The following is a 7128-nucleotide window of genomic DNA, read 5'->3' on the forward strand; positions in this document are numbered from 1 at the left end:
TCGGCATCGGCCGATATCTGACCTTCTACAACACTCGACGTCCACATTCATCCCTTGACCGGCAGACACCGGATCAGGCCTACTTCAACGCGCTGGCACCAATGATGGTGGCGGCATAATCGAGGCGAAAATCCACTTAGCGAAACGCCCGAAGCTGTTCAGACAAACCGAGCCACCTCTGGCCCTGTCGATGAGTGACAATTTATGGTGATACATATCTTGAAAAAGTAGGTCGATGTCGCCTTCAGCGGATGGCGACTCCCGAGGACTCGCGCAAAGAACTTAAGCTGTCGAATCGATTTTATCGGAAAGCATACATTGACGCGCGGCCGCGCTTGCATTCTCTATTCGCGCCGATGTGATCGTGGCCAGGGAGGGCGACATGCAGGTCCTATCGAGTATTGAGGCGTTGCGTTCTGCACTTGCCGGCGCAAGGGCGCAAGGCGGAAGGGTCGGCTTCGTTCCAACCATGGGCTATCTCCATGCCGGGCATATGGAACTTGTCTCGCGAGCCCGCGCCGAAAACGAAATCGTCGTTGCCTCGATCTTCGTGAATCCGCTTCAATTCGGTCCGACAGAGGATCTCAGTCGATATCCGCGTGATCTGGAGCGCGACAAGGCGATGCTAGAGAAAGCAGGCGTCGATTTCCTGTTCGCGCCCGGCGTCGAGGATATGTACCCGCAGCCGATGAAGACCGTCGTTGATGTGCCGGAGCTTGGATGCGAACTCGAAGGCGCCGTCCGGCCCGGACATTTTGCGGGCGTGGCCACGGTCGTCAGCAAGCTCTTCAACATCGTCCAGCCGAAGAATGCCTATTTCGGCGAGAAGGATTACCAACAAGTCGTCATCATCAAACGGATGGTGGACGATCTCGCGCTGCCGGTGCGCGTCATCTCGGTGCCGACGGTCCGGGATGCGGATGGCCTCGCCCTGTCTTCCCGCAACGTCTATCTCAGCGAGGAGGAAAGGCGTGCTGCGGTCGTCATCCCTCGCGCTTTGGACGAGGCGGAGCGCCTCGTCGCCGAGGGCCTCGTCGACCCGCAGCTTCTGGAAGCAAGGCTCGTCGACTTCATTGGTCGCGAGCCTCTTGCGAGACCGGAAGTGGTTGCCGTCAGAGATGCCTCGACATTGCAGAATATCGCGGAAATCGCAGATCCAGTGATCGTCGCGCTGTTCGTGCGGGTCGGCAGGACCAAGCTTCTCGACAACCGGGTGATTGCGAAAAAAGCTCCGTCCGGAGCGGGAGAGGTACGATGAGCGCCGCGGGTTCCCAGATGCGCTTGACGCCCACTCGTATCCGCGCGATGAAGGGTGGAACACCGATCGTATGCCTGACCGCCTACACGACACCGATCGCGCGGCTTCTCGATGAACACTGCGATCTTCTGCTTGTCGGAGATTCCCTCGGCATGGTCCTCTACGGCATGGAGAGTACCGTGGCTGTGACGCTCGACATGATGATCGCGCATGGAAAGGCGGTGATGCGAGGTGTCGCCAAATCCTGCGTGGTCGTCGACATGCCCTTCGGAAGTTACCAGGAATCCAAGGAATTGGCCTATCGCAATGCGGTGCGCATTCTGCAGGAAACCGGCTGCGATGCGGTCAAGCTCGAGGGTGGGGGAGAGATGGCGGAGACCATCGTCTTCCTCACCGCCCGCGGCATCCCGGTGCTTGGCCACATCGGCCTGATGCCCCAGCAGGTTCATACGGCGGGCGGATACCGATCCGTTGGCCATTCCGACGAAGAAGTCGCGAAGATCCGGCTTGACGCCGAAGCCGTCGGCAATTCGGGAGCCTTTGCAGTCGTCATCGAGGGCACGGTCGAGACTTTCGCCCGCGAGATGACGGCGGTCATCCCCGTCCCAACGATCGGGATCGGCGCCTCGGCCGCCTGCGATGGGCAGATCCTGGTCTCCGACGACATGCTCGGGCTGTTCAACGACTTCACCCCCCGTTTCGTTAAACGCTATGACGAACTTGGAAAGAGGGCTGGGGAGGCCGCAGCAGCTTATGCGGGCGATGTTCGCTGCCGAGCATTTCCCACGGAGGAGTACACGTTCAAGCGCAGGTCGTGATGGCGCGGTTTCTTGAGCTGGAGAGAACGATGAACCGGTCCTCACCCAGTCGTCTCTCTGATGCTCTGAACTGTTTGCATGCCGATCCCGAAGAGAAACAAGACCCAACGAAGGACATCTAACGCCGGCCGGAACGCAAAGCTGGAAAGCGATTGACCTCAACCGCCGAATGGAAAAATGTTTGTACTAGGAGTTGCTGTCGTTTGTCGAAAATGCACGCGTTAGCCTTGGCTCCACAGATGACTGCGAAGACTGACCGCAAGGATGCACGAGGGGTCGCGCAACTGCTCCGCATGGGATGGTATCGTGGTCCACGCCAAGTCGTCGCCGGCCCAGGAGACTCGTGCTCTATTGGTCGGCCGCAAGCTTCTGCAGTCCAAGCTGCCCGACGTCGAGCTCAGCATCCGGGGCATCCTACGTGGCCATGGATTAAAAGTCGGCGAGGTCAGCCGTGGGGGTTTCGAGGCGCGCATCCGCGAGCTGATTGCGGGGCATTCGACATTATCGATGGTGATTGATGCGATGCTGACGGCGCGAGCAGCACTATGGGGCGAGTTTACCAAGCTGCACCGCGAGATGCTCAGGATCGCCCGCGCCGACAAGGTTTGCCAGCGGCTGATGAGTGCGCCGGGTGTCGGTGCCCTGGTTGCACTAACCTACCGCTCTGCGGTCGATGATCCTGCCCGGTTTGAAAAGTCCAGTACAGTGGGCGCCTACTCATTGACATCGGTACTCTCCTGTTCAAAGGTTGGGCTAAAACAGCCCATTCTTTCAACCAGAGGCACTCCATGCAAATCAGCCGCCACAATTGCCGCGAAAGCGGCTTCGTTCAACCCAAAAAGGCAGGCCCTGGGCCCGCTGGTATCACAAAGAGCTGTGCGCGGATAATTGTAGACGTATGGAATCATTGATGATTCAATGCCTTTGCCGAATGATGGAGGTTTGCAATGAGCCGTCGTCGTATTGGTCAGGAAGCGTTCGGGTTTGCGCAGGATCAAGAACAGCTCAACGTTAGATGCACTGTCAAAGGTGATTGATTGGGTGCCGGCAGATCGGCATCTGGCGACGATTTCAAGTGCTGCCAAGGGCGAACCTGCCTGGCCGCCGCTCGCCTTGTTCAAAGCAATGCTGCTTGTCGTCTGGTACGAGCTTTCAGACGTGAAGCTGGCCGAAACCCTTGATGACAGAAGTTCATTTCGGCGGTTCTGCGGGTTTTCCCGATCGGAGTCGACGCCGGAGCGCACGGCCTTTGCGCGATTTCGAAAGGCGCTGGTCGCCGCGGGCCTCGATAAGGCTCTGTTTGACGAGATCACGGCGCAATTGAAAGCCAAGGCGATCAAGGTGAAGACCGGGACATTGGTGGACGCGACCATTATTGCCTCAGCCAGTGAAGGCGACACTGACGGTCATTGGGTCAAACACCGCGGGAAAACGGCGGTTCACGGATACAAGGCGCATGTTGGCGCCGATGCAGATACGGCTCTTGTCGAAGAAATCGCGGTGACGCCGGCCAATATCAATGATGGACGAGCCGGCCCTGATGCGCTTCCCGACAATCCTGGTGACGTCTATGCCGATAGCGCCTATCGCGGCGATCATTTCGGCAGAGCGGTGCTTGCCAAAGGTGGAACACCGCGCATCGTCGCCACCGAAATGTGGGGTCGGGATGAGGCGGAAGTGCGGGCGCGCCTCGAAGCTCATAACCAGCCGATCCACCGCATCCGAGGGCGGATCGAAAAGATATTCGGAACGTGGAAACGATCCTATGGATTGCGCCGGATGCGGTGGAGAGGCATGGCAAAGGCTGCCTTGCAAATTCGTCTCACAGCCATCGCCTACAACATCAAGCGATGCCTCAACATTGTGGCGGTCGCCCAATGAAAGGGCAAGCACATGTGGCAAATAGGTGAGATTTGCAGGCGACCTGAAAGTCGACCGTACTCGATAGTCCGAAAAGCCTTCGCGACGGGAACATCCAATCAATTCAATAGGAAAGCCTTATCCGCGCACAGCTCTCATCACATCCGGCCCTCAGGCAGCCTTACCCAATAGCTGAAACCGTAAAATCAATGGGGCGTGGACGGCGCATACCCTACAACATGCTTCGCTATGTCTTCCACAAAGGCCGCCGCGCGGCCGCATGATGCATGGTAAGCGGTCATTTCGGCGCGCGTCGTCGTCAATGGACGTGAAGGGACTGCGGATCAGGCAGCCTGTCTTTTGAAGTTGAATGGCATGAGGTCGTCGATGTGGTCCTCGTCCGACCGCTGCGGCAGTTCGGTGAGGACGTGCTTGAGCCAGGCGAATGGCTCGACACCGCAGGCACGGCATGTCAACATCAGGCTGTAGATGACGGCGCTGGCCTTGGCCCCGTCTACTGTGTCTGAGAAGAGCCAACTCTTTCTGCCAGTTGCAAAAACTCTGATGTCGCGTTCCAATAAATTGTTGTCTATCGGCATTCGGCCATCGTCGGTGTAGCGCGTCAGATATTCCCATTGGTTGAGCGTATAGGAGACGGCATCGCCAAGTTTGGTGTCGGGTACGACCTTCGGCGCGATATCGTCGAGCCATGCTTTGAGAGCGGCCAGGACCGGGATGCTGTGTTTCTGGCGAAATCGGCGCATGTGGTCAGGCTGCGTTTCGCCATCATCCGGCTTTTCGTCCCGTGCCTGCCGTTCAATCCGGTAAAGCTGGTCGAAGAACTTGAGGGCCTGCGCCGGTGGCCCTCCTGGCTTTTCCCTGACCTTGAGAGCATTGACAAAGCGCCGCCGGGCATGGGCCATGCATCCGATATGGGTGGCCTTCTTCAATGTCCGCCAGGCCTGATAGCCGTCGGTCATGAGGATACCGCGATAGTCGCCAAGGAAGGTCTGCGGATGCACCTGCCCGCGACCGGGCTGATAATCAAACAACACAATCGGCTCGTCGCTGTCCTGGCTGCTTCGATATGCCCACATGTAAGACTCGTCGGTCGCTTTCCTGTCCTTTTCCTTCAGGACTTGCACCGTGGTCTCGTCGCCATGGATGAGGGGCTGGGACCGGAGCCGCAGTTTCAGCGCGTCATAGATACGAACGAGATGGTTCTCGCTCGACCCGATGACCCAATGGCCGAGAGCGCCACGGCTGACGGGAACGCCCGCACGCTCGAAGGCCTGCGCCAGACGGTAGAGCGGCGTGCCATCGACATATTTATGGACGAGCGCGAAGGCCAGCGTCGAGGCCGTGGCGATGCTGCCGGGCAAGGGCTGCTTCGGCATCGGCGCGATGACGACCGGCGTATTGATCCCGGTGCGGTCGCAGTTGCGACACGCATACTTAGCCCGCGCATTCTGCAAAATCGTGGCCTTGATCTCGATATGAAGCTGCTCAGTCACCAACTCGCCCATGCGATGCATCTGATGGCTACAGCACGGGCAGGCTTTCTGATCGTCGGCAAGATCATAGTCGACGCGCTGGCGCGGCAGGTTCGCAGGCAGTGGCTTGCGGCCCGGTTTCCTGCGTTCCGGCTGTTCGGTCCGCGGCAATCCCGTATCCGGAAGATCGACGCTATCCACCTCGTCGGCGAGGCCGCAGTCCTCGTCTGCGTCAACGGCAGCGCTCTGCTCGGCTTCGTTGAAGATGCGGTCCATGTGCTTTTCGCTACGCGGTGCAAACCGATGCAATCGTGCGAGCGCCAGTTCTTCCTCAAGCTTGACGACGCGCTCGGCGAGCTGACGGTTGGCCGCCTGAAGCGCGGCGATTTGCGCCATCAATTCCGCAACATCAGGAGTGCCGGTTGGATTCATCGCATTTTTGAATCTGAACCGCTTCCCTGCGTCAACTGGCCCGCATGCCGAATTCACCCGACATGTTCATATTGCCGAACCGGGTGGCGGACCATGGCATCGAGATCGATGCCATCGAGAAGCCAGTGCAATTGCTCGGTGTCGAGCGCCATCACCTTTTCCTCCCGACGGGGCCAGCGGAACCTGTCTTCCGACAGAGCTTTCAATACGAGTACAAAGCCCGAGCGGTCGAAGAACAAAAGCTTCATCCGAGTGCGGCGGCGATTGCAGAAGGCAAACACCGCACGTTCGAACGGATTGTGGCCCATATTCTGCTCGACCAAAATCGCCAGGCCGTTGATCCCGGCACGAAAGTCGATAGGATCCCGGTGAAGATAGACACGCAGATTGTCAGCCAGCCGGAACATCACAACGCTCCCAACGCTGCGATCATCGCGGACAGAGCCTGCATATCCGCACCTTCAAGCTCAAGCCGCACGCCGTTCGGAAGCGATGCCTTCAAGCGTATACGGGCCGATTTCTGCTGAGAGGGCAAAGAAGGCGGCTCCGGCGGGCATACAACAGCGGCCGCCTCAACCACCTCAACGAAGGCTGAGGCTGCAATGTTCGGCGCCACCGCAGACGCTTTTTCGGAACCCTGCCGCCGCTGACGCAGCCTGATCCAGTTCTGCAACTGATTGGCGTTGATCCCGTGCGCCAATGCAAGCCCTGCTATCGAAACACCCGGTTCAAGCGCAGCATCGATCAAGCGATCCTTATCAACCGGATCATACCGCCGCTTCCCGTTGCTCAGAACCCTGACCACCCTAAGCCGCCCCGAAATTCCAACCTCATTCGATGCCATCGTGTCCATAGTCCCGCTATGGACACAGACTCGATCACCACGGCATCAATGAAAAGGTGCGGTCTTTTGCGCGCTTACCCATAACAAACCCGGACCGATCAAAGAACAAGAGCTTCACCCGGTCACGCCTGCGATTGCAGAAGGCAAACACCGATGGAGCAAACGGGTCCAGCTCCATCACCTCTTGCACAAGGACCGCGAGGCTGTTGATGCCCGCGCGGAAGTCGATGGGTTCCCGATGGAGGTAGACCTGCAGATCAGCGCCCAGTCTGAACATGGCTCAACGCTCCTATGATTGCGTATTCCGATGAAGCCGGCCATCGATTCCGATTTGAAGCCGGCCAGTCATTCCGATTTCATTCCGGCCGGCGTTCCGATTTGAAGGCGGCCATTTCTCGGACTGATCCTGGGTCTGTTTGATGT

At 58.5% G+C, this 7128-nt stretch carries 7 protein-coding genes and 2 pseudogenes; 5 read left to right on the forward strand and 4 right to left on the reverse strand.

Annotated features, from left to right (window positions below; translation table 11 throughout):
• From DMO26_RS32945 to DMO26_RS32970, 5 genes and pseudogenes are all read left to right on the forward strand, one after another.
• A pseudogene (locus tag DMO26_RS32945) lies at positions 1-119 on the forward strand (integrase core domain-containing protein); the annotation flags it as partial.
• A gap of 263 nt (positions 120-382) precedes the next feature.
• Positions 383-1258, forward strand: a complete 876-nt coding sequence (gene panC, locus DMO26_RS32955; protein WP_117196487.1) for a pantoate--beta-alanine ligase — start codon at positions 383-385, stop codon at positions 1256-1258.
• Positions 1255-2076, forward strand: coding sequence for a 3-methyl-2-oxobutanoate hydroxymethyltransferase (gene panB / locus DMO26_RS32960; protein WP_117196488.1), 822 nt, complete (start codon positions 1255-1257; stop codon positions 2074-2076). The genes panC and panB overlap by 4 nt, the downstream gene beginning before the upstream one ends.
• A gap of 239 nt (positions 2077-2315) precedes the next feature.
• Positions 2316-2793 (forward strand): annotated as a pseudogene (locus DMO26_RS32965) (IS110 family transposase); the annotation flags it as partial.
• A gap of 267 nt (positions 2794-3060) precedes the next feature.
• Positions 3061-3957, forward strand: coding sequence for an IS5 family transposase (locus DMO26_RS32970; RefSeq protein ID WP_226951516.1), 897 nt, complete (start codon positions 3061-3063; stop codon positions 3955-3957).
• A gap of 323 nt (positions 3958-4280) precedes the next feature.
• Here DMO26_RS32970 and tnpC read toward each other — a convergent pair whose 3' ends face one another.
• From tnpC to tnpB (DMO26_RS32990), 4 genes are read right to left on the reverse strand one after another with little or no spacing between them, the layout of a single operon-like run.
• On the reverse strand, positions 4281-5861 hold the full coding sequence (gene tnpC / locus DMO26_RS32975; protein WP_117196489.1) for an IS66 family transposase: 1581 nt from the start codon (positions 5859-5861) through the stop codon (positions 4281-4283).
• A gap of 53 nt (positions 5862-5914) precedes the next feature.
• Positions 5915-6268: an IS66 family insertion sequence element accessory protein TnpB gene (gene tnpB, locus DMO26_RS32980; protein WP_117196490.1), complete on the reverse strand. Its 354-nt coding sequence runs from the start codon at positions 6266-6268 to the stop codon at positions 5915-5917.
• On the reverse strand, positions 6268-6705 hold the full coding sequence (gene tnpA / locus DMO26_RS32985; protein ID WP_162895191.1) for an IS66-like element accessory protein TnpA: 438 nt from the start codon (positions 6703-6705) through the stop codon (positions 6268-6270). The genes tnpB (DMO26_RS32980) and tnpA overlap by 1 nt, the downstream gene beginning before the upstream one ends.
• A gap of 34 nt (positions 6706-6739) precedes the next feature.
• Complete coding sequence (tnpB, locus tag DMO26_RS32990; RefSeq protein WP_117196491.1) at positions 6740-6982, reverse strand: IS66 family insertion sequence element accessory protein TnpB; 243 nt, start codon at positions 6980-6982, stop codon at positions 6740-6742.
• Positions 6983-7128 lie beyond the last annotated feature (146 nt).

This window comes from Rhizobium terrae (assembly GCF_003425685.1).
GTDB classification, from domain to species: domain Bacteria; phylum Pseudomonadota; class Alphaproteobacteria; order Rhizobiales; family Rhizobiaceae; genus Neorhizobium; species Neorhizobium terrae.

Bases quoted from the DNA above. Each gene is read 5' to 3' on its own strand.
- panC (WP_117196487.1), top strand. From the start codon at position 383: ATGCAGGTCCTATCGAGTATTGAGGCGTTGCGTTCTGCACTTGCCGGC.
- panB (WP_117196488.1), top strand. From the start codon at position 1,255: ATGAGCGCCGCGGGTTCCCAGATGCGCTTGACGCCCACTCGTATCCGC.
- tnpC (WP_117196489.1), bottom strand. From the start codon at position 5,861: ATGAATCCAACCGGCACTCCTGATGTTGCGGAATTGATGGCGCAAATC.
- tnpB (WP_117196490.1), bottom strand. From the start codon at position 6,268: ATGTTCCGGCTGGCTGACAATCTGCGTGTCTATCTTCACCGGGATCCT.
- tnpA (WP_162895191.1), bottom strand. From the start codon at position 6,705: ATGGCATCGAATGAGGTTGGAATTTCGGGGCGGCTTAGGGTGGTCAGG.
- tnpB (WP_117196491.1), bottom strand. From the start codon at position 6,982: ATGTTCAGACTGGGCGCTGATCTGCAGGTCTACCTCCATCGGGAACCC.